The sequence below is a fragment of the Heyndrickxia coagulans DSM 1 = ATCC 7050 genome, assembly GCF_000290615.1.
GTDB lineage: Bacteria > Bacillota > Bacilli > Bacillales > Bacillaceae_C > Weizmannia > Weizmannia coagulans.
In genome coordinates, this window is record NZ_ALAS01000118.1 from 16,387 (window position 1) to 38,200 (window position 21,814).

General features: G+C 48.6%; 16 protein-coding genes, 1 pseudogene, 1 riboswitch and 1 other annotated feature. Of the genes and pseudogenes, 11 read left to right on the plus strand and 6 right to left on the minus strand.

Annotation, left to right across the window (positions count from 1 at the left end; all coding sequences use genetic code 11):
• Positions 1-57: 57 nt before the first annotated feature.
• A complete protein-coding gene (locus IC21_RS05885) occupies positions 58-1,353 on the plus strand; it encodes a TIGR02679 family protein (RefSeq protein WP_029141674.1) in 1,296 nt (431 codons plus the stop codon).
• Positions 1,354-1,699: 346 nt separating this feature from the next.
• Here the strand turns inward: IC21_RS05885 and IC21_RS05890 are convergent, their stop codons facing one another.
• The 3 genes and pseudogenes from IC21_RS05890 to IC21_RS05895 all read right to left on the minus strand — a co-directional run bounded on the left by IC21_RS05890 (position 1,700) and on the right by IC21_RS05895 (position 4,063).
• Positions 1,700-2,041, minus strand: coding sequence for a YhgE/Pip family protein (locus IC21_RS05890; protein WP_029141673.1), 342 nt, complete (start codon positions 2,039-2,041; stop codon positions 1,700-1,702).
• Between the two features lie 8 nt (positions 2,042-2,049).
• Positions 2,050-2,199: pseudogene (locus tag IC21_RS16165) on the minus strand (TetR/AcrR family transcriptional regulator); the annotation flags it as partial.
• Between the two features lie 295 nt (positions 2,200-2,494).
• On the minus strand, positions 2,495-4,063 hold the full coding sequence (locus IC21_RS05895) for a multicopper oxidase family protein (RefSeq protein WP_029141672.1): 1,569 nt from the start codon (positions 4,061-4,063) through the stop codon (positions 2,495-2,497).
• Positions 4,064-4,303: 240 nt separating this feature from the next.
• On the opposite strand from IC21_RS05895, the gene IC21_RS05900 reads away from it, so the two are divergent.
• From IC21_RS05900 to IC21_RS05920, 4 genes are all read left to right on the plus strand, one after another.
• The gene (locus IC21_RS05900; protein ID WP_035180639.1) at positions 4,304-5,299 is read left to right on the plus strand and encodes an asparaginase; all 996 of its coding nucleotides are present in this window, start codon (positions 4,304-4,306) and stop codon (positions 5,297-5,299) included.
• 306 nt (positions 5,300-5,605) lie between these two features.
• A complete protein-coding gene (locus tag IC21_RS05905) occupies positions 5,606-7,306 on the plus strand; it encodes a sensor histidine kinase (RefSeq protein ID WP_029141671.1) in 1,701 nt (566 codons plus the stop codon).
• The gene (locus tag IC21_RS05910; protein ID WP_017550128.1) at positions 7,266-8,015 is read left to right on the plus strand and encodes a LytR/AlgR family response regulator transcription factor; all 750 of its coding nucleotides are present in this window, start codon (positions 7,266-7,268) and stop codon (positions 8,013-8,015) included. The genes IC21_RS05905 and IC21_RS05910 overlap by 41 nt, the downstream gene beginning before the upstream one ends.
• A 456-nt stretch (positions 8,016-8,471) precedes the next feature.
• Entirely contained in the window at positions 8,472-9,707 is a 1,236-nt protein-coding gene (locus IC21_RS05920; protein ID WP_029141669.1) for an L-lactate MFS transporter, read from the plus strand.
• 103 nt (positions 9,708-9,810) lie between these two features.
• Here IC21_RS05920 and IC21_RS05925 read toward each other — a convergent pair whose 3' ends face one another.
• Complete coding sequence (locus tag IC21_RS05925) at positions 9,811-10,914, minus strand: 5-methyltetrahydropteroyltriglutamate--homocysteine S-methyltransferase (RefSeq protein WP_029141668.1); 1,104 nt, start codon at positions 10,912-10,914, stop codon at positions 9,811-9,813.
• Positions 10,915-11,051: 137 nt separating this feature from the next.
• Positions 11,052-11,153: riboswitch (SAM riboswitch) on the minus strand.
• A 151-nt stretch (positions 11,154-11,304) separates the two neighbouring features.
• On the opposite strand from IC21_RS05925, the gene IC21_RS05930 reads away from it, so the two are divergent.
• Complete coding sequence (locus IC21_RS05930) at positions 11,305-11,940, plus strand: Bax inhibitor-1/YccA family protein (RefSeq protein ID WP_013860318.1); 636 nt, start codon at positions 11,305-11,307, stop codon at positions 11,938-11,940.
• Here the strand turns inward: IC21_RS05930 and IC21_RS05935 are convergent.
• On the minus strand, positions 11,863-12,300 hold the full coding sequence (locus tag IC21_RS05935) for a cytochrome P450 family protein (RefSeq protein ID WP_029713770.1): 438 nt from the start codon (positions 12,298-12,300) through the stop codon (positions 11,863-11,865). The genes IC21_RS05930 and IC21_RS05935 overlap by 78 nt on opposite strands.
• Before the next feature lie 341 nt (positions 12,301-12,641).
• Here IC21_RS05935 and IC21_RS05940 point away from each other — a divergent pair, with 341 nt between their 5' ends.
• Both IC21_RS05940 and IC21_RS05945 read left to right on the plus strand, forming a co-directional pair.
• Entirely contained in the window at positions 12,642-13,901 is a 1,260-nt protein-coding gene (locus tag IC21_RS05940) for a hypothetical protein (RefSeq protein ID WP_029141666.1), read from the plus strand.
• A 432-nt stretch (positions 13,902-14,333) separates the two neighbouring features.
• Entirely contained in the window at positions 14,334-15,191 is an 858-nt protein-coding gene (locus IC21_RS05945; protein WP_029141665.1) for an STAS domain-containing protein, read from the plus strand.
• Positions 15,192-15,411: 220 nt separating this feature from the next.
• Here IC21_RS05945 and brnQ read toward each other — a convergent pair whose 3' ends face one another.
• The gene (brnQ, locus tag IC21_RS05950; RefSeq protein ID WP_029141664.1) at positions 15,412-16,758 is read right to left on the minus strand and encodes a branched-chain amino acid transport system II carrier protein; all 1,347 of its coding nucleotides are present in this window, start codon (positions 16,756-16,758) and stop codon (positions 15,412-15,414) included.
• 57 nt (positions 16,759-16,815) lie between these two features.
• Positions 16,816-17,057, minus strand: a binding site (T-box leader).
• Positions 17,058-17,526: 469 nt separating this feature from the next.
• Between brnQ and ilvD the strand changes: the two genes are divergently transcribed.
• From ilvD to ilvN, 3 genes are all read left to right on the plus strand, one after another.
• Positions 17,527-19,227 (plus strand): dihydroxy-acid dehydratase, encoded by a 1,701-nt coding sequence (gene ilvD / locus IC21_RS05960; RefSeq protein WP_013860314.1) that lies wholly within the window; start codon positions 17,527-17,529, stop codon positions 19,225-19,227.
• A 349-nt stretch (positions 19,228-19,576) separates the two neighbouring features.
• A complete protein-coding gene (gene ilvB / locus IC21_RS05965; protein WP_029141663.1) occupies positions 19,577-21,292 on the plus strand; it encodes an acetolactate synthase large subunit in 1,716 nt (571 codons plus the stop codon).
• Positions 21,289-21,810 (plus strand): acetolactate synthase small subunit, encoded by a 522-nt coding sequence (gene ilvN, locus IC21_RS05970; RefSeq protein ID WP_013860312.1) that lies wholly within the window; start codon positions 21,289-21,291, stop codon positions 21,808-21,810. Before ilvB ends, ilvN begins: the two co-directional genes overlap by 4 nt.
• Positions 21,811-21,814 lie beyond the last annotated feature (4 nt).

The following is a 21,814-nucleotide window of genomic DNA, read 5'->3' on the forward strand; positions in this document are numbered from 1 at the left end:
TTCCGGAAGCGGGAAACAAGATGTCGGGAGAGAGCTTGTGAAAAGGAGTTGGGAAGGATGAATGATGCGATCGATCTGTTAAGGAAGGAACCGGGGATGATGAAACTGTTCCGCCTTTTTAAAGAAAAATACCGTTCGCTCGGCCATATCGGGGGAACCATCAGTCTTGCCGGTTTTACGCGCACTGAACTGGAGGCGATTGCAGGTCTTGCCGGCACGTCCCCTGATTTGCTCAGAGAGAAAAACAAAATTTCGCTGCGGGCATTTGAAAAGGCGCTGGCGCCGACTGTTTTCGGCAAGTACACCCTGGTTGAGCTGCTTGAAGCGGTTTTGAGGGAAAAAATTTTTTCCAAAGCGGAAGAAGGGGAAATAGAGAAAAAGAAAGAGGAACAGTTTTTGGCGCGGCTGGCGGAGACGATGCCGGGCGGAAACTGGTGGTGGCGCCGGATTGCCGGTAAAACGGCTGACACGCGTTTTATCTGGCATGCGTACAAGCAGGATCCGGATACGTTGTCCGAACAGCTCACAACCGTCTTGAAAGCTTCCACAATGCTGCCGGAAGAAGGGAAATATGAACGAATTCCGTTTTTTTCCCAGCGTGTGACAGGGAACCCGCATTTTTTTGACCAGAACCGTTTCGAAGGCAGGCTCTTTGTCCATTGTTTGTTCACCAGCCAATTGTTGAAAGGGCTGATCGAAGAGATGCCGAAAACGACGGAAGAATTGAACGAACTGTACGCAAATGCCGGGCTGATGCGGGATGACTTATGGAGTTTTGTGACGTGCCGCGCATTTTTGGCGGAAACGGAAAACGGCCTGCACCCGGTCTGGCGGGAAGCAGCTGCTGCAGGGACGGTCATGAATGTCCCGGTGAAAGAATTATTGCAGCTTACGAACATTTGGCCGCGGGTGGGAAAAAAAGTCTGGATCATTGAGAATTCCGGCGTGGCTTCGGCCGTGCTTGATGAAGTGCCCGATGCGCCTGTGATTTGCACGCATGGCCAGTTCCGCACTGCTGCCTGGATCATGCTGCAGCGTCTTGCGGAAAACGGGTGTACTTTTTATTATTCGGGCGATCTCGATCCGGAAGGCGTTGCCATGGCGGAGCGCCTCAGCAACCGTTTTCCCGGGCAAACGGTATTTTGGCGGATGGACCCGGATGCATACTTGCGGGTTCTGTCGGAAGAGGATATATCCGCCCGGCTTTCCAAGCTGGATGCGGTTCAATCCCCTGAACTGCTTTTAGTGGCAAATGAAATGCGGTTGAAGAAAAAAGCGGGGTACCAGGAAGGCCTTGCCGATTTGCTTGTAGAAGATTTGAAAAAAAGATGGGCGGGCGGAAAAGAGATATGACATGGGCCGGAAATTCGGATGCTTCGCATAGAACGCCCCTGTGTTAAAATATTCGGAAAAAAAGGCATTGATTCCTTCACGCAGAGAGTCCATACGTGAATAAACCCGGCAAAAGCCCCAGCCTTTCTTCACATCGAGCGTTCTACGTGAAGGAATACTGAAAAACAGCAAGCTTATCCAAAAAACTGGCAGCACGCCCCGAAAACCAGCGGTATCTAAAAGAATCAACAGATTGCTTCCGGAATCGGAGCGGGCTGGAAAAAAGGCTGCCCGGCCATCTCGCCGGGCAGCCTGTTAAATTTGTTATGAGCCGGCCGGAAAAATCCCAGAACCCGGCATCAAATCTTTAAACTTCTTCCGGTACTGTATGTTTATGCAACTGTCCGTACTGGCGGCGGTAACGGATGACAAAGTACAACAGGGTGAGGACTTCGGCACCTACGATATAAATCAGCAGGATGCCGGCGTTTTGCCACATCACACCCATCTCTCCGCTGGAAACAACCGCTTTAAATCCGCGCACGCTGTAGGTCATCGGCAACAGCGGGTTAAACCATTGGATGAATTTCGGAATGACTTCCAATGGAAAAGTCCCGGCGCTGCTCGTCAGCTGCAGGATTAAAATAACAATGGCAAGGAATCTGCCGGGATTTTGCAAAAACGTAACCAAAAATTGAATCAGCGTCATAATTGAAGCAGTTCTTCTTTGTTTTTAAAAAAAGTATAAATTGTACCTTTGCCGACGCCTGCACTTCTTGCTACATGGTCCATTGTAGTCGCTTTGTAGCCGAATTCAGAAAAAGATTTCGCAGCTGCTTCCACAATCAGCTTTTTCCTGTCTGCCATTGCAACCCCCTCCCTTTTTTGACCAAATGAATGATTTGGTCAAGTAGTATATATACAGCAAAAAAATAACAGAATGAATCCGCTTTCCATTTTTAGTATAACAGACGATGGCCAAAATTGCATGTGACATTTTTTTTAATTGCCGGTTTTTTGGCTCCCGGATAAATGGCATTCTATTACGATTTATCCGGGAAACCGGGGTTTCGGGCTTGATTTATTCAAAAAGCGATTCGTAAATCCCCGTCCGTTCAAGGCCTTGCAAACCGGTTGGGTTTCATTCGTTTGTTAGCAGCCTTTAATCCGAAAGGGGGCTGTCTGACTCTGGGAGATCCGGATCGATGACTTGGAACGGGCGCATCATATCGTAGTCTTCGTGTTCGAGAATATGGCAGTGCCATACGTAGTCGCCGGCATACGGGGAAAACCGCATCATGACGCGGGTGATTTGCCCGCCCGGTGCGGCAACGGTATCTTTAAAGCCGCGTTCATTCGGTTCCGGCGGGGTCGCAGGGCCGGTATATACAATTTGGCCCGTTTCGTTATACAAGTCCAAGTCAAATGGGCGGCGGTCCAAAATTTGAAACTGGACAAGATGGATATGGATCGGATGGGTAAAAGCCGTTGTATTGGCAAGCGACCAGATTTCAGTTGTGCCGAGCCTTGGCATTTCCGTCACCGGATCCATCCATCTTTTTTTGTCCAGAAGCAATAGCGGGCGCCCGTATGAATCGGTTGCACCGGTCAGTTTTAAATGGCGGATGGCGCTCACGTTTTGGCTGGAAGGAACCGGGATGGAAGACAAGGACGGCGGAATGCGGCTTGTGTCTTCTCCGGAAACCGGCAGCACGACCCGAAACTGCATGACATCGCCGGTTTGGTCGGCCGGATCGGCATTAGGCCCGAGGTCATTTTTTAGTAAAATCGTCTGCCCGGCATATTCGGAAAAATCAAGGATCAAATCCGCCCGTTCTGCCGGTTCCAGTGCCAGATTTCCGACTTGCACCGGCCGCCTTAGCAGCCCGCCGTCCGTGCCGATCTGGTAAAAAGCCTGGCCGGAATCAAGGTACAACTGATAGGCCCGCGTGTTGGACGCATTGACAATCCGGAACCGGTATTTTCGCGGCTCCACTTCCAAATAGGGCCATACCTTTCCATTTACAAGAATCGTATCGCCGAGGAAAAACGGCACGACGGATGGATCCGGTGTTCCGGGCCCCGGATTTTGCGGCTGGCGCGGATAAAAAAGGGAACCGTCATTGTTAAAAGTCCGGTCCGTGAGAAGCAGCGGAATTTCGTATTTGCCGGATGGCAGATGGAAAGCCTTTTCTTTTTGATCGCGAATGATATACATGCCGGCCAGGCCTGCATACACATTGAGGCGCGTAATGCCGATCGCATGGTCATGGTACCACAAAGTGGCGGGGCGCTGTTTGTTTGAATACTCATAAACTTCATTTTTGAATGCCGGCCCGGTTTCGTTAAAATCGCGCGTAAACCAGGCTTCCGGATAGCCGTCGCTGTCCGGTTTGGTTTCCCCGCCATGGAGATGCACGACGGTCCGCACTTCCGGAAAGTCCGTTCCCATCCCGTCTAAGATGGTGGGGTCAATCGGGAGAAAATGTCTTTGCGGCAAATGATTCGTCCATTTCACCCGTATCTTTTTCCCGTGCGGCACGTCAAAAAGCGGCCCGGGAAAGCGGCGGTTGTACCCCCATAACCTTGTCGGCCTTAAATCCCGGTGCAGCTTTTGCCAAAATTCTTCCATTGTGACGTCATAATATGCGATCCCGCCCTCTTCCCGCACTGGCCGGATTTTTTCCGCGAGCGGCAGGCGGTCAACAAACTTTTCTAAATTCGGGCTCAAACTCCCCACTCCCTCATCAATTGATGCCGTACATTTCTAACAGAATATGAACCATCAAGGCTTTTGGAAAGGGCGAATGGTACCGGAGGCAGAGATAACGTTTTTGGCCCGCCCGTATCAAAAACATAGGCATGTTTGAAAAAGCTTTTAGAGGCGAGACAAAAAATTGAACGGGAACCGCAAAAATCATATAATAAGCTATATTGGTTTCCGAGACAGTTAGAAATGAAGGTGGCACAAATGAAAAAAATTTTGCTCTTGGCAACAGGCGGGACCATTGCTTCCGTTGAGGGGGATGAAGGGCTGAAACCCGGGCTTTCGGGAGAAGACTTGCTGAAATATTTTCAGCATGCTGCTTTGTCTGCCGATGTCACCGCAAAGATATTAATGAACCGCGACAGCACAAACATGCAGCCGGAACATTGGGTGCAGATTGCAAAAGCAGTTGCGGAACATTATGAACAGTATGACGGTTTTTTGATTACACACGGAACGGATACATTGGGATATACGTCGGCAGCCTTGTCGTATATGCTGCAGGGCCTGAATAAGCCGGTTGTGCTGACGGGTTCGCAGGTGCCGATCAGTTTTAAAAAGACCGATGCCAAGAAAAATCTTTTCAACGCCCTCCGCTTTGCCTGCGAGGAGATTGGCGGCGTTTTTGTCGTGTTTGACGGGCGCGTGATCATGGGCACAAGGGCGGTGAAAATGCGGACGAAAAGCTACGATGCGTTTGAAAGCATCAATTATCCGTATGTGGCTTATGTAGCAGGGGACGAGGTGCATTATCATTGGAGGCCACAACCGCCGGAGCAGCCGTTTCATATTGAGACAAGCCTGTCACCGGATGTCTTTCTTTTAAAATTGCACCCGGGCACAAAGCCGGAGATTTTTGATTTTTTAAAGGAACATTACCGCGGGGTGATCATTGAAAGTTTCGGGAACGGCGGGGTGCCGTTTGAAGGGCGCAACTTGCTGCCAAAAATCAAGGAATTGACCGATGCCGGGATTGTTGTTATGATTTCGACGCAATGCTTGGAAGAAGGGCATGATTTGTATTTGTATGAAGTCGGAAGAAAAGTCGCGCAATATCCGGTGATTGTTTCCGGGGATATGAATACGGAAGCGATCGTGCCGAAACTAATGTGGGCGCTTGGCAAAACGGATGATCCCGCTGAAGTGAAAAAGATCATTGAAACGCCGCTTGCTTATGATTTGTCACAGGATTGGGGGTAAAGCGCGCCGGAAAACGGCTGAAAGATTGCGGGAGGGGATGCCTGCAATTTTTTTTGCCGTTCGATGCGTTTGAGCATCCTGCTGCACAGCCCGCGTTTGCAGCGTTTTCCCGGCATTTTTTCAGCCGGTGTCTTCTATATAGAACGGGGTTTCTGCGTTTACAAAAAACCGCCGCCATAAATTCCATTAAATTTCATACCAACTGCGCGGGGAATCGAGTAAACTGGAGTTAGGAAACATGAAAAAACAGGCGCCAGGCCCGGCCTTAAAGGGGCGGTTTCCGGCATTCGCGAGGGAGGTAGCACGGTGGAAACGTCATTTGAAATGCTGCTGGAAATATTTGAGAGGGCTTCCCTTTTATTAACCTGCTTATTTTTTATCACGAGAATTCCGCGTTTTAAAGAAATCTTTCAACAGGAGCAGCCGTCTGTTTTTGAATTGAGTTTTATCACTGCAGTCTTTTGCAGTTTTGCCATCTTTGCGACTTACTCGGGCATTAAGGTGGACGGGTCCCTTGTCAATGTGCGGATTATTGCCATCGTATCCGGCGGTATCCTGTTCGGCCCGTGGGTTGGCATTATCACAGGCATCGTCTCCGGGTTGCACCGTTATTTAATAGATATTGGCGGGGTTACCTCCGTGCCGTGCTTGATTACGAGTATTACAGCCGGCGTCATTTCCGGCCTGATCAGCAGGAAAGTGAAAAATTCCTGGCGCTGGTTCGTCGGGATCGCAGCCGGGATGTTTTGTGAAATATTAACGATGCTTTTGATTCTTGTTTTTGCCCACCCGTTCAGCACCGGGGTGGATATTGTGTCCAAAATTGCCTTCCCGATGATCGCGGGCGACGTCAATATTGGATTGATTGTCCTGCTGATTAAGAGCGTGGAGGGCGAGAAGGAATTTGTGGCGGCAAAACAGGCAAAACTGGCGCTTGATATTGCCAATAAAACCATGCCGTATTTCCGCGCCATCAATGCAGAATCGTTGGAAAAAATCTGCGCCATCATTAAAAATGAGATCCGCGCCGATGCAGTTGCCATCACCGATAAGAAAAAAATCCTGGCTTATGTCGGCTTCGGACAGGAAAGGTACCAGATCGGCCATGAAATTATTAGTGATCTGACAAAAACTGCGATCAAAAGCGGGGAAATTACGATCCGCAACCATATCCAGGACCAGCAGACCCCGCAGATCCAGTGTCTGCTGATTATTCCGTTAAAGGAGCGGGATGAAGTCACCGGCACATTAAAAATTTATTATAAAAAAGCGAACAAAATCACCTACTCCCTGCAGACAATGGCAATCGGCCTTGCCCAGATGATTTCGACGCTCATGGAAATTTCGCGCATCGAAGAAATCAAAGAAGAAGCCAATAAAGCGGAGTGGAAGGCGCTCCAGACAAAAATCAACCCGCATTTTTTGTTTAACGCGTTAAATGCGATTGCCTCCACGACCCGCAGAAATCCCGATAAAGCAAGAAAATTAATCATGAACTTATCCGGTTTTATGCGCTATAATCTTGAATTGGCTGATGATTTTATTGATATCAATAAAGAACTGCAGCAGGTGCGCGACTATATTGAGATTGAAAAAGCGAGATTCGGCAGCCACCTGCAGGTTGAATATGAGATTGACGCCGTATCCGTGCTGATCCCGAGCCTGATTATCCAGCCGCTTGTGGAAAATGCAATCAACCATGGGATTTTAAAAGTAAAAGGGCCGGGGATCGTAAAAATCTCCGTCAAGGAGGTGGGAAATAAAGTCCGCATCAGTGTGGCGGATACAGGGGCAGGCATTCCGGAAGAAGTGATTGAGCATGTTTACCAGGATAATATGCCGGTCACACAGATTGGCCTTTATAATGTCCATCGCCGTGTCAAACTGATTTACGGAAACGGCCTGGCCATCAGAAGGCTGAATCCCGGAACAGAAGTTTATTTTGAGGTTCCGAAGGTGGGAGAATATGAAAGCCATTATAGTGGAAGACGAAATACCGGCACGTGAAGAACTGGCGTATTTGATTGAAACGTACAGCGGGATTGAGATTACCGATTGTTTTGAAGACGGGCTGGATGTGCTGAAATTTTTACAGGAACATGAAACAGATGCGATTTTTCTTGATATTAATATTCCTTCCCTGGACGGCATGCTGCTGGCAGGAAGCATCAGCAAATTTGCGCATAAACCGTATATTATTTTTACAACGGCTTATAAGGAACACGCCGTACAGGCTTTTGAACTGGAAGCATTTGATTATATTTTAAAACCATATGAAGAAAAAAGAATTGCCGCCATGTTGAAAAGGCTTGAGGCTGCGTATAAAAGAGAGCATCCATTGCCGGGAGAAGAAGGGGCTGTGCCGCGAAATGGCGGGCTTCACCGGAAAGAGCGGGTGAATTTGCGCAAGGGAGAGAAAATTATTGTGGCGGATGCAAACGATATTTTTTACTGCGCCGCTCAGGAAAAAATCACGCTTGTTTATACACAACAGGAAACGTTTGAAATGCCCATGGCGATATCCGAGTTCCAGTCCCTTTTGCCTGAGGATCTTTTCTTTCGCTGCCACCGGTCTTATCTTGTAAATTTAACGAAGATCCGGGAAATTGTGCCGTGGTTCAATCAGACGTATTTGCTCCGTTTAAAAGGGATGGACGCGGAAATACCGGTAAGCAGAAGAAATGTGAAACAGTTTAAAGCGCTGATGCATTTTTAATATAAAGCGCCATAAAGCGCCCAGCCATGCAGGAAAAGCGGCAGCATGAACAAAAAGTGTATGTCGGCTTTTTCCTTTTTTGCCGGGGCGGGCGTGAAAAATAGCATGGCCTACTTTGCGCACTGCAGCCGTTCGCGTGTGAAAAGTTGCCTGCTTTCCAATTTGCCATCCTCCAAGGTGTTGCGCCGAAAAAGCGGGCATGGCCTGCTTCCGGCAATACCGTTTTTCAGGAAGATTGTGCATAAATTGGAATACCTGATTTTATCCATATGCCATCTTTTATGGACATTGCGCGGGAAAGTTTCAAGAAGCGGTTTGTTCCTGTGCCATCCATTCCTTTCTGTATACCGTTTATTCCTTTTTAAAGCATTCTCGTTCCGAAAATGAGTTCCCTCCTTATTTTCGTACTATAATTTGAACTGTAGAAAAGGACAGAAGAAACGGAGGGAATCGGACATGTTAGAACGAAAAGCAAACCGCAGCCTGATTGTATTAGGGACGATGATTGTACAAATGGGGCTTGGGACTGTTTATACATGGAGTTTATTTAACCAGCCGCTTGTTGATAAATTCGGGTGGCAATTGAGTGCAGTATCGACGACATTTTCTATTTTAAGCCTGGCACTTGCAGTATCGACATTGTTTGCGACAAAATTGCAGGCAAGATGGGGGCTGCGCCGCCTGGTTGCTTTTTCCGGCATTTTGCTTGGCGCAGGATTAATCTTGAGTTCATTTGCACCTTCACTTTGGATGCTCTATCTGTTGGCAGGCCTTATTGTCGGTTATGCAGACGGGACAGCTTATATCACGACTTTATCCAATTTAATGAAATGGTTTCCGGATAAAAAAGGCCTCGTTTCAGGCATCTCCGTCGGGGCATACGGGACCGGCAGCCTAGTATTTAAGTTTGTAAACGGTGCCATCCTCAGTTCGTTTGGTGTCACACAGGCTTTTCTTTGCTGGGGAGTGATTGCAATTGCCATGATCACCGGCGGATCTTTCCTCTTGAAAGAAGCAGAAAATACAACCACATCCGGTACTGTGTCCAAACAGCCGGCCGGAAAAGATTTTACCATCAAAGAAATGCTCAAAACGAAACAAGCTTACCTCTTATTCATCGTGTTCTTCACGGCGTGTATGAGCGGTTTATATCTGATCGGCCTTGTTAAAGACATCGGCACGAGGCTTGTCGGGCTGGATGTTGCGACGGCCAGCAATGCAGTGGCGCTGATTGCCGTCTTTAACACCATCGGGCGGCTCGTTCTCGGCGGTTTATCAGACCATGTGGGAAGAATGAAAGTGGTATCAGGGACGCTGCTCGCGACGGCCGTTGCGGTTTCCATTTTGAGCTATGCCCACTTAAATTTCGCCCTGTTCTTTATCTGTGTTGCTGCGATTGCTTTCGGTTTCGGCGGAAATGTCACCGTATTTCCGGCTATTATTTCAGACTTCTTCGGCCTGAAAAATCAAAGCGCCAATTATTCAGTGATTTACCAAGGCTTCGGCATCGGCGCATTATCCGGATCGGTCATCGCTTCCCTTCTCGGGGGCTTTATGCCGACATTCCATGCGATCACGATTCTCTGCCTGGTCTCTTTTGCGATTACGCTTTTCATTAAATCGCCGGCTGAAGAAGCAGCCCACGCACACGGGGTTCGGGGGAATGTCAACCGTGCCCAGCATTCGCATTAAAGCAAGGGCTGTGTGCTTCGATCATGAACAAGCAGACAGGAAAGGGATTCGTGCCTCCATCATGATAAAAAACCCGCTGGCTGCCCCAGCGGGTTTTCCCGGTTTATCCCCAAATTTCCTTTGCGGTATCCACAATATATTTTACTTTGTCCCACTGCTGCTCTTCTGTTAAAAGATTGCCGTGGTGGGTGGAGGAGAAGCCGCACTGGGTGCTGATGCAAAGCTGTTCGAGCGGTACATACCTGGATGCTTCCCGAATCCGGTTTTTGATCAGCACTTTATCTTCAAGCTCTCCCTTTTTCGATGTAAAAATACCAAGCACGACTTTCGGCCCGCCTTCCGGAATGTATTTCAACGGTTCAAACCCGCCGGAACGCTCATCGTCGTATTCAAGGAAAAACCCGTCTACTTTTTCATTTGCAAAGATTTTCGGGGCAATTTTATCATACGGACCTTCAAAAGCCCATTTCGACTGGTAGTTGCCGCGGCACAGATGGGTTGTGATGGTCAGATCATCCGGCTTGTCTTCCAGTACGCTGTTTGCTACATGTAAAGCGAGATCAATCAATCTTTCCCTTTCGAGCTCACTGTCTGCAAACGGCAGTTTCGGTGCACACAGGCCGGCAAGATAAACATCATCCAGCTGCAAGTAGCGGCAGCCGGCATCATAAAAAGCTTTGATCGCATCCCGGTAAGTTTGGATAATATCATTTGCGTATTCTTCAAGATCCGGGTAAATGTCTTCATTGCGGATTCCGGCATTGAAAAACTGATTCGGGCTTGGAATAGTCATTTTCGCAACCGCCCTGTCCCCGGCGATTTCTTTCAGCGCAATAAAATCTTTTATGTGCGGATGGTCCGGGTTAAAGGAGACTTTTCCGGTTACCCGGACGTCATAAGCTTCCGTTTCGATGCCGACAAACCGGTATCCATGGTTCGGCACGTACCCTTTTACCCCGTTTAAATGTTCCATGAAATCCGTATGCCAGAATCTCCGCCGGAATTCTCCGTCCGTTACCGCTTCGAGGCCGGCTTCAATTTGTTTGCCGACCAGGCGGCGGATTTCTTCATTTTCAATTGCACGCAAGTCTTCGGCCGGGATGGTTCCCGCTGCAAATTTTTCCCGCGCTTCGTGCAACCGGGCCGGGCGCAAAAAGCTTCCGACAATGTCTGCCCTGTACGGCGCTTTTGTTAATGTTTTCGTCATCATGATTCCCTCTTTCTGGATATTTTTTAAAACAGCTGCTGTGCGCAGAAAAAAATTGCTTTTAGCTGCATGGGCCCATTAAAAAACCTCTTCTGCAATAAGAAGAGGTTTGGATTGCAAAACTGAACCGTCCGCTCTTCTTATCTTCAAGCAATGCTTTCTGGAATTGGCACAGTTCTTTAAAAAAGACCGCTGCCGAGGCTTCAAGGGGCCAGTCCCTCCACCTCTCTGGATAAGAATTTTAAATATTATTTAGTTTAAATACACTTTAAATGTTCCACCTATTTTTGTCAAGGGCATTCGCAAAATTTTTTAAAATGGGACGGGAAGATTGAAATCAGGGGCGATGTGAAAATATAATAGTAATAAGAAAAACAAAGGAGGGATTTTATGGAGGCCATACAATCAAGGTCTGTATTCCAGAAAGTGCTTGGCGTCTTTGCCGTTTCACTGCTGTTTGCAACGGCGGGTTTATATACGGGGAGATTCATTCCGCCTGCGCTTATGATGCCGCTGATGGTTGCAGAAATTGCAATGGTCATCGCCGCTTTCTGGTTAAGAAGGAAAAAGAGCGTTGGGTATTTGTTCGTTTATGCTTTCACCTTTATTTCCGGTATTACGACATATCCGATTGTAGCTTATTATGCATCCCAGGCCGGTGCTGAGGTCGTCCTGCTCGCTTTTGGTTCCACGTTCGGCATTTTTGCCGTGATGGGCGTTATTGGGGCCGTTACCAAGAGGGATCTTGGCTTTTTAAGCACCGCATTGCTTGTCGCATTGTTGGCGCTGATCTTCATCGGAATATTCAGCATTTTCAGCCCGTTAACCTCAACCGGGATGCTCGCGTACTCCTTCATTGGCGCGATTGTTTTTTCCCTGTATGTTGTTTTTGACTTTAACCAAATGAAGCACCATGGCATTTCCGAGGAAATGGTCCCGCTTTTGGCTTTAAGCCTGTACCTTGATTTTATCAACCTGTTTATTTACATTTTGCAAATTCTCGGCATTTTGGGAAGAGACGATTGAGAAAAAAGAAAACGCCCGCCATTCACCGGCAGGCGTTTTCTTTTTCACATGTTGGATGTCAAACAAAACAATACGGTCTTTTTGCTCCCATTCGGGGATGCGCGCTTCCCATGCTGCCCGGACCATTTGTGCCAAATGCTGCTGCGCATCCGGCCCCATCAGCGATAAAAACAGCGCTTTCCGGTGGAGATGCTTTTTTCCATCGAGCGTCTGGATCGTATTTTCGCCAAACAACGTTTTTTGAATACGTTTCGGCCCAGCCCCGTTTCGTTTGAATTTTTCCGGGTCATAAAACATTTTGACTGCTTCCTCGCCGCTGATGCACACCGCTTTTTGCCCGAGCAGACGGGTTTCAAACAAGATTGCATGATAATCGTCCGTCCGGTTTTTAATGTAGAGATACCCTTATTTCATCAAATCAATGGTATCATCAATCGTTTTTTCATTAGGAATTTGCCCAGCCATTGCTCTGCTCCTTTTTTCATGTGCCCGTTTTCCCCGGCTGCTTCCGGAAAAAACAGGGCACATCCTTTTTTTATCTTCTTGCACTTTTTCATCTTCATTCAAACATTGCACGCAACATAATCGAAGTTTACCCGCAAGATCGAAGTTTACCCGCAAGCCGGCGAAATTATGCCATGTTTCGGTTCACATCCAAACAGGGTATAAGGAAATAGAAATACAAAAGGAGAGGGAAGAAAATGGCAAAGGAAATCAATGTGGGCATCGGATTTGCAACAGGAAGAAAAAGTTTTAAAAATGTTTTAAAAACGTATATGTATAACTTGAAGGAATCCGAACTGACGGAGAGCGACAGGATCAAGCTGCATTTGTTTGTTGCCTATGATTTGCACTACGAAAATGCAGAGCCTGAAGACTTTGTACATATTGAAACGGAATGCATGGAAGATATTGACCGGGCTTATTTCATCGGGGAGAAGGAGACGCGTAAAGCAACCGAAGAACTCGTATCCCAAATGGGCATGAGCAGAAAAGAAGCAGTCCTTTTGTTCGGCGAAGGATACGCGTCCAAACGCAATATCATCGTTTATGAGGCGTTGAAAAGAGGCATCGATTATCTCATTTTTCTTGATGATGACGAGTATCCGGTTGCCGTGACAAAAAGCAGGAAAACGGCTGTCTGGGGGGGCCAGCAAGTGCTCCGGAAGCATTTGGAACATATCCGGAATGCCGATATTACGAACGGATACCATTGCGGCTACATTTCCCCGATTCCGTTCATTTCTTTCAATGACGTCCTGCAAGAAAAAGATTTCCGCACGCTCATTGAGGCCTTGAGCAACGATATTGTCAATTGGGATACGATCAAAACCGTGATGAAAAACGGCGGGGTGACATATGCCGATACAGGTGTGCTTGTAAAGGATGAAGCGGAAGAAGTGCCGGAGATCAACCGTGCAAAATTTATTTCAGGATCGAATTTGACGCTGAATTTAACAGATCCGGACCGTGTGCTGCCGTTTTACAATCCGCCGAATGCACGGGGCGAGGATACTTTCTTAGGCACATGCCTGGCAGACCGGACTGTGCTGCGCGTTCCGGCCTATACTTTCCATGACGGATTCGGCGCTTACCAGCATTTGCTGCTCGGGGTGCTGCCGACCAATTTAAGCTATATTAAAGCGGATACGAAACAGGTCGTGGAGCGTTTTTACAAAGCATGTGTCGGCTGGATCCGGTACAAGCCGCTTTATGTATATATCACCGACAGGGAAAACTATGAAGAAAAAATGGCGGAAGTGCGTGCCCGGCTGAAAGAGACGCTTCCGAAAGTTTGCCGCTACTTCGGACGGGATGACTTTATGAATGTACTGGAGGAATTCGAGCAGTACCACCGCAACGTCAGACAGCATTACCGCGATTTTCAGGATACAAAAGCAGCCTGGAGGAAAATGACCGCGCAATTGGTTTCAAGAGAAAAAAGGGAAACAGCCATTTAAGCCGCTTTGGATGGAGCGGCTTTTTGCCGGTTGGAAAGGAAAAACCTGGCCGGATGGGGAAAGTCATAGGGGAGACCCCTTTCGCGCATAGCCGCCCATCCCACAACGCTGGTGCAAATTGTCCACGGCCGCTTTTTGCACGGCCGGAGACCCGGGTGAAAATAATGGCCCCTTATGCATGATATTGCCGCTCTGTTGCCTGCTGCAAAAAGTCATCCTCATGCAAATTGGCGCCTGGTCCTGGGGAGGAATTTAAGTTCATTTATATAGCATCATGTTAATTTATTTGGTGTATGGGGTATAAGAATGGTGTTCTTTTAGAGGCGGGGCCATCTTTCCCTGTCCTGGCTGATCTTCGGACAGGCCGCAAAAACGCGGGCGGCCGCCGCTTCAACAGCCATCCTTTTATCATAATAGATGAGGTGTGGAATAATGAGATCGATTGTAAATGAACAAGAAGAAATTATCACATACCTTAAGAAAAATAGAAACAGCTTCGAACAGAAGTTATTAAATGAGGCCGTAAATGTAAAAAATAAAATTGATGAAATTTTAAGAATAGGGAACATTGATTTGTTGAATAATGCCTTTAAAATTGTGACGTATGTCGTCGAACAGCAGGATGAGGAATTGGTCACTTTTGCCCGCCAGGAAGGGATTGCCTGGGCAACGCATTCTTTGACGCTCGGACTGAAACTGGAGTGGGTGCAGGCGATCCGCCGGACATTATGGGTATTTCTGAGAAAGTACGGGGAAGAAAAAGGGATTGAAGTGGACCAGGACTACTTTTTTAACATGGAGAAAAAAATCAATGACCGTATTGACCAATTTTTAAATCACTTTTTTATCCGGTATTCTACCTATAAAGATGAACTGATCGACCAGCAAAAAAGATTGGTGGAAAACCTGTCCGTCCCGATCATTCCGATTACATCGAGCGTCTGTATTTTGCCGTTAATCGGCTCTATTGATATGTTCCGCACCAATATTTTGGAAGAAAAAGTTTTGCTTGAGGTAGGGCGGCTGCATGTCCAAACGTTGATAATGGATTTCTCCGGCATTGCAGAAGTAGAGATGGAGGTAGTCGACCATATTTTTAAGATGATTGACGGCACTTCGATGATGGGATGCAAAGTGGTCATCACCGGCCTGCGCCCGGAAATTGTAAGGCAGATGGTCACAAGGGGCCTTTCCTTTGAAAATAAAGCAGAAACAAAAGGGACATTACAGCAGGCATTGAAAAAATATATTCAATATGATGATTTAAGCAAGGAAATTACGCTGTATTAACGGTTATATTATAGAAATCATAAAAAAGGCCCCGCACTTTTCCAGGAGGCGGGGCCTTTTTTTGCGGCTGAAAACGTAAAGCGTTTATGATTCGATTACAGGCTTTGCGCCGGGCGAAAAATTTGCCCGCAATTCCCCATACTTTCCTCCCGGGGGAATTGCGGTCCGATCCGTGGGAAAAGCGAGACCAGGCTGGCCGCCTCGAAGCTTTTCCGGGCCGCTACAAACTTTGTTCCCTTGCCTGGACGGCACGTGTTTCTTTTGTGTGGTGTTCCAGCCGGCTGAATAAAAGCCCGATGGCCGTTCCGCAAAGAGCCGGCATTACCCATTCAAGGCCGGCGGCGGCAAGCGGCAGTTTTTGGGCGAATGCCCCGATAAAGCCAAGCGGGACGCCGAACCCTTTCAGCCCTTCGATTAAAGCAAACACGCCCGTAAACAACAATGCAAAGCCGTATACTTTTTTCGAACCGCGGAATGCCGCGTGGAAAAATGTCAGGACAACGAGCACGATCGTAACCGGATAAGCCATTTCCAAAAACGGGACGGAAAATTTTAAAATGGTATTAAGCCCGAGATTGGAGAGCGTAAAGCCGGTAAGGGCAACGGCAATGATAACGCCATGGTAGCTGAATTTCGGCACCAGATTGGAAAAATATTGCCCGCACGCTGTTGTTAAACCGGCGACGGTTGTAAAGCAGGCCAGCATAAAAATAAAACCGAGCAGCATTTTTCCGGCCTGCCCGAATAGCAGGGAAGACATTGCCGTCAGGACATCGGTGCCGTTTTGGAACGTGCCGCTTGCAGCCATTTTTGCGCCGATCAATCCGAGTGCGACATAGACGAGCGCCAAAATCGCGCCGGCAATCAACCCGGCTTTTAATGTATAGGCCGTCATTTGTTTCCGGTTTGCGACGCCGCGGTGTTTGACCGCTGTTAAAATGACGATGCCAAACGCCAGGGAAGCGAGCGCATCCATCGTGGAGTATCCGTCAATAAAGCCTTTATAGAAAGAACCGGTCTGGTATCCGGCTGCCGGTGCCGTAAACGGGCGGCCAGAAAGTTTAAAGAAGCCGGCTGTGCAAAGGACAGCCATTGCCAGCAATAATACCGGTGTAATCCAGCGCCCGAGCGTATTTGACATTTTGTCAGGATTCAGGCTGGTCAAATAGACGAGCAGGAAAAAGACGGCGCTAAACAACAGCAAAGAGACTGGCGAACTGTGGGCGGACCCGGAAAGAAACGGTTTAACCCCCATTTCATAAGCGACGTTTGCATTTCTTGGGATCGCCAAAAACGGCCCGATACATAAATAGACAATCACGGTAAATACTGTACTGAAAACCGGATGGACCCGGTTTCCGATCGCCTGGATGCCGCCATCTACAAAAGAGACTGCCGCGATAACGAGAACCGGCAGCCCGACCCCCGTTACGATAAAGCCTGCCATTGCCGGCCAGTAAGACGATCCCGACTGGATGCCGAGAAAAGGAGGGAAAATTAAATTTCCGGCTCCGAAGAACATGGAAAACAACATAAAGCCGATAAACAATACTTCGTTTCTTTTCATAACTATGTCCGCTTCCTTTCGATGCAATATAGAGAAAAACAAAAAACCCGCCCCTGAAACAGGGACGAGTTTGCTCGCGTTACCACCCTTATTCCGCACAAAAGCGTGCGGCACCTCATACAACGTACCAACATACGTGTTCCTTTCTTAACGGGGGAATCGCCGTCAAAGCCTACTGTAAACTTCAGCTTTGCATCTCGGGGATGATCTTCGGAATGGCCTTGAACATTGGCTTTCAGCAATATGCCAACTCTCTGGGGAACAAGATCCAAACTTACTCTTCCCGTCCTCGACTTTTGTTTTTTTATATTATTTGAAAATAAGATTATCACTGAACATTTCATCTGTCAACATCTCTCCCAGAAAATTTTTTAGCCCCGTCCCTGCCATCAAAAAGGACAGAAGTCGCAAAAATCAATTGCTGAAATGGGATAAGAAAGAACAGAAGCCAAAAGCCGGCCCAATACAAGAGCTATCTGAAAAAGCGGCAAGCAGATGAAACGAAAGAAGTCAGGGGCCAACCCCGAGCAATTCAAAAAATGAAAAAGGAAAAAGTCGATGAAATCAATAATGAAAGCGTTTCCAAATAGATTTTCAAATCAAAATTGTCAAAAAAGTTTACAGAAAAGGGTTGACCTCGGCGGCCAAAAGTCGTATGATTGACAACAATTAAAGAATATAAAAAATTCTCTCGGGCGGATATTTAAAAATCCGGATTTTCACCGGGCACAAGAAAAACCCCGCAGGCAATAGAATGGGAGTGATGGAATGCGAAGTGACATGATCAAAAAAGGGATCGACCGTGCCCCGCACCGAAGCCTTTTATATGCAGCAGGGCTGAAAACGGAAGATTTCGATAAGCCTTTCATCGGGGTGTGCAATTCCTATATTGATATTATCCCGGGGCACAAACACCTCAATAAGTTTGCGGAAGTGGTAAAAGAAGCCATCAGGGAAGCGGGCGGTGTCCCGTTTGAATTTAATACGATCGGGGTGGATGACGGCATTGCGATGGGGCATATCGGCATGCGGTATTCGCTTCCGAGCCGCGAATTGATTGCCGACAGTGCCGAAACGGTCATCAACGCCCACTGGTTTGACGGGGTCTTTTACATTCCAAACTGTGACAAGATCACCCCTGGCATGCTGATGGCAGCCGTGAGGACAAATGTGCCGGCGGTCTTTGTTTCCGGGGGGCCGATGGAAGCCGGTATGGCGCCGGATGGAAAACAGTTGTCCCTTACATCGGTATTTGAAGGCGTCGGTGCCCATAAATCCGGAAAAATCAGTTATGAAGAGCTGAAAATGCTGGAAACGAGCGCTTGCCCGACATGCGGATCGTGTTCAGGCATGTTTACGGCAAACTCGATGAATTCATTAATGGAAATGCTTGGCCTGACGCCGCCCGGCAACGCCACCATCGTTGCCACGTCGGAGGAACGGCACCGCATTATCCGGGAAGCCGTCGGTCATTTAATGAACTGTATCAAAAATGATATCCGGCCGCGCGATATTGTCACAGAAGAAGCGATTGATGATGCTTTCGCGCTTGATATGGCGATGGGCGGTTCAACCAATACCGTGCTGCATACGCTGGCAATTGCCCGGGAAGCGGGAATTGACTACGATTTGGAACGGATTAACAAGGTGGCGGAAAGAGTCCCGTATCTTGCAAAAATTATGCCGGCGTCGGATTACTCGATGCACGACGTCCACCTTGCAGGCGGAATCAGCGCAATTGTCCATGAACTTTGCAAGATTAAGGGGGCGATTCACCCCGGCCGGCTGACGATCACCGGCAAAAGCATCTATGAAAATGTGAAAAATGCGGAAATCCGCAATCCTGAAGTGATCAGGCCGAAAGAAAATCCTTACAGCCCGGTCGGCGGTTTGTCCATCCTGTATGGCAACATTGCCCCGGACGGTGCCGTGATCAAAGTGGGAGCGGTCGATCCGGATATTCACACCTTTACCGGGGAGGCCATTGTATTCGAGTCCCAGGAAGAGGCTCAAAAAGGGATTGACAGCGGCCTTGTCCGTGAAGGGCATGTCGTCGTGATCCGTTATGAAGGGCCAAAAGGCGGGCCGGGCATGCCGGAAATGCTCGCGCCAACATCCTCCATTATGGGCCGGGGGCTTGGCAAAACCGTTGCCTTGATTACGGACGGCAGATTTTCCGGCGCAACCCGCGGCATCTGCGTCGGCCATATTTCACCGGAAGCGGCGGAAGGCGGGCCGATCGCACTTGTTGAAAACGGCGACCGCATTACGATTGATTTAATCAACAGAAGGATTGAGCTCCATGTTCCGAATGAAGAATTGCAAAGAAGAAAACAAAATTGGGTGCAGCCGGAGCCGAAAATCACAAGCGGTTACCTGGCAAGATATTCCGCACTCGTGACTTCCGCGAATACAGGCGGGGTTTTAAAAATCGGATTACCGCAAAAAACGTTGACGGGGACAAAGTGATCGGATCAGGTATTTTTTAGAGAGCCGGGGATGCTGGGAGCCCGGTAAATACCCCGGTCACGACATCGCCTCTGAGTGCAAGTCTGAACGGTTCTGCCTACTAGGACTTGCCGGGTCGGCCGCATGAAGCGGAGGACCCGTTACCAAAAGCAGCATTTTGTAAACGATGCTGCATGAGGCGGCGTTTGTGAGAACGCTGTGAAGTTGGGTGGTACCATGAAAAGATGCCTTTTCATCCCTGCAAAACCGGTAAAAACGATTATTCCTTTTGCCGTTTTCAAGGAGAGAAAGGCGTTTTTTATTGGGATAAATCAAGGAGCCTGCGCAAATCAGAATAGGAGGTTAAATCGTGTGTGCGAAAGCAAGAATGGATGGCAATGTGAAAACAGCAGAATGTACGGGTGCTGAGGCGCTTGTCCAGTTATTGGTGCGGGAAGGAGTCGAAGTCATGTTCGGCTATCCGGGGGGTGCGGTTTTACCGATTTACGATGCCCTATACAACCAGCCGGTCAGGCATATCCTGGCCCGGCATGAGCAGGGGGCCATTCACGCGGCAGAAGGTTACGCGCGCGTTAGCGGAAAACCAGGTGTCGTCATTGCGACTTCGGGCCCGGGGGCAACCAACCTGATCACCGGGATTGCCGATGCGATGATGGACTCGCTCCCGCTCGTCGTCTTTACCGGCCAGGTCGGCACTTCCGTCATCGGCTCGGACGCGTTCCAGGAAGCCGATGTTATCGGCATGACGGCCCCGATTACCAAGCACAATTACCAGGTAAGGGATTTGCGGGATTTGCCGCGGGTCGTCAAAGAAGCTTTTCATATTGCAAAATCCGGCCGGCCCGGACCGGTGGTGGTCGATATCCCGAAAGATATCCAGCAGGGCACGGTGGAAATGGGAGAAAACCGGGAAGTATATCTCCCCGGTTACCAGCCGAATACAAGCCCGAATCCGCTCCAGATTAAAAAGCTTGTGGAAGCTGTCTCTTATTCTGCAAAACCGGTCATATTGGCAGGAGCCGGCATCCTCCATGCAAAGGCGTCTGATCTTTTGCTCAAGTTCGCGGAAAAGTGCCACATCCCGGTCGTAAACACGCTGCTCGGCCTTGGCAGTTTTCCGTTCAGCCACCCGCTTTTTCTCGGCATGGGCGGCATGCATGGAACGTATGCGGCAAACATGGCCATTTGCGAGTGCGATCTGCTCATTAATATCGGGGCCCGGTTCGATGACCGACTGACAGGCAACTTAGCCCACTTTGCCCCGAATGCAATGGTTGTCCATATTGATATCGACCCGGCTGAAATCGGCAAAAATGTCAAAACCGATATCCCGATCGTGGCAGATGCAAAGGAAGCCTTGCAGAAGATTTGTTCGGAAGATTTGCAAAACGCCGGCACGGATGAGTGGGTCCGCCATGTAAAAGCATACGCCGAAAATTTTCCGCTTTGGTACGAAGATGACGGCGAGGAATTGTCCCCGCAGCATGTTATTCGAAGAATCCATCATTACACAAACGGAGATGCGATCATTTCGACGGATGTCGGCCAGCATCAGATGTGGGCGGCGCAGTATTACGGGTTTGAAAAGCCGCACAAGTGGATTACATCCGGCGGGCTCGGCACGATGGGATTCGGATTTCCGGCCGCAATCGGCGCGCAAATCGCATGTCCGGACCAACTGGTGGTTTCGATCAGCGGCGACGGCGGCTTCCAGATGACATTACAGGAACTTGCCGTTGTAAAAGAATTAAATCTGCCGCTCAAGATATTCATTGTGAATAACCAGTATCTCGGCATGGTACGGCAGTGGCAGGAATCTTTCTACGAAGAACGCTATTCCTATTCGACGATCCCGGTGCAGCCCGATTTTGTCAAACTTGCGGAAAGCTACGGCATCAAAGGCTGCCGCGCAACGAACAACGAAGAACTCGAACAGGTGCTGAAATCCGTTTTCGAGGATGACGGGCCTGCCGTTGTCGACTGCCGCGTGAAAAGGCTTGGAGCGGTGTTCCCGATGGTCGCGCCGGGTGCAGGCTTGCATGAAATGATGGGGGTGAAGCCATGAAGCGGATTGTTGTAGCCACTGTTTTAAACCAGAGCGGGGTGCTGAACAAAATTACCGGCGTTCTCGCAAAGCGGCAGTTTAATATTGACAGCATTACGGTCGGCCGCACCGAAACGGAGGGCATCTCGCGCATGACCATTGTCGTCAATGTCGAAGACGACAGACAGGCAGAGCAGCTGACAAAACAGCTGAACAAGCTGATCGATGTGATCAAAGTCCAGGACATCACAGGCCAGGCCATCGTCTCACGGGAACTTGCTTTGATTAAAGTATTGAGCACACCGCAGACGAGAAGCGAAATCGGCGGGCTTGTCGAACCGTTCCGTGCCTCCATCATAGATGTCAGCAGGGAATCTGTCACCATCCAGGTAACCGGCGACAGCGACAAGGTGGAGGCGCTCGTTGACCTGCTTAAACCGTACGGCATCAAAGAAATGGTCCGTACCGGGATGACCGCATTTCTGCGCGGCTCGCAAAAACAAGTAACCGATTTAAGCTCGTATTCCCTATTAAAATAAAAAT